Raw genomic sequence first — 1,106 nt, 5'->3', positions numbered from 1 at the left:
CGGGCCGCCGCGGCGGCGGGCGACAGCCGCGCCTCGCTCTCGGGCAGCCGGGCCACCGCCTGCAGCAGCGGGCGGTAGAAGAGCTTCTCGTGCAGCCGCCGCGCCTCCATGGCGTGCCGCCGCCACCTGGCGGTGAACTCCCCCACCGGGTCGGGCTGCATGCCGAGCGCCCGGCCGAGCCGGCGCAGGTCACCCGGGTCCGAGGGCAGGACATGGGTACGGCGGAGCCGGTGCAACTGCAGCAGGTGCTCCACCTGGCGCAGGAAGGAGTAGGCCTCGGCCAGCCCGCGCGAGTCGTCGCGGCCCACGTAGCCGCCGCGGGAGAGCGCGGCCAGCGCGGGCAGGGTGGCCCGACGGCGCAGCAGCGGGTCGAGCCGCCCGTGCACGAGCTGGAGCAGTTGCACCGCGAACTCGATGTCGCGCAGCCCGCCCGGCCCGAGCTTGAGCTGGCGGTCCCCCTCGGCGCGTACGTGGGCCTCGACCCTGCGGCGCATGGCCTGCACGTCCTCGACGAAACGGTCACGGGTGGCCGACGACCAGACCAGGTCGTTGACCGCCTCGACGTAGGCCGCGCCCAGCTCCATGTCGCCGGCCATCGGCCTGGCCTTGAGCAGCGCCTGGAACTCCCACGTCTTGGCCCACCGCCGGTAGTAGGCCAGGTGGCTGGCCAGGGTGCGTACCAGCGGCCCCGACCGGCCCTCGGGCCGCAGTCCGGCGTCGACCTCCCACAGCGAGCCCTCGGGCGTGGTGGCCGAGCAGGCCCGCATCATGGCCTGGGCCAGCCGCGTCGCGGCGCGCAGCGCCCTGGCCTCGTCGGCGCCGCCGTGCGGCTCGGCCACGAAGATCACGTCGACGTCGCTGATGTAGTTGAGCTCCCTGGCCCCGGCCTTGCCCATGCCGATGACCGCGAGCCGTACGTCGTGGGCGTCCACCTGGGTCCGCGCTATGGCGAGCGCGGCCTCCAGGGCGGCGCCGGCGAGGTCGGACAGCTCGCAGCAGACCTCGCCCAGCGAGGACTGGCCGGTGAGGTCGCGGGCCGCCACGTGCGCCAGCCGGCCGCGGTAGGCCACCCGCAGCGCGATGAGCGCGCCCGGGGCCGCTGCGCG

Annotated in this window: 1 protein-coding gene; it reads right to left on the bottom strand. The window is 75.9% G+C overall.

Going from position 1 to position 1,106, the window contains the following annotated elements; genetic code table 11:
* Nucleotides 1-1,106 (bottom strand): [protein-PII] uridylyltransferase family protein (locus DQW85_RS22475; RefSeq protein ID WP_476703608.1); only part of this gene is annotated, 1,106 nt, incomplete at both ends.

The sequence above is a fragment of the Nonomuraea lactucae genome (assembly GCF_003313395.1).
GTDB classification, from domain to species: Bacteria; Actinomycetota; Actinomycetes; order Streptosporangiales; family Streptosporangiaceae; genus Nonomuraea; species Nonomuraea lactucae.
The sequence above is the reverse complement of the archived record's forward strand: the minus strand, read 5'-3'. Positions and strand labels throughout refer to the sequence as shown.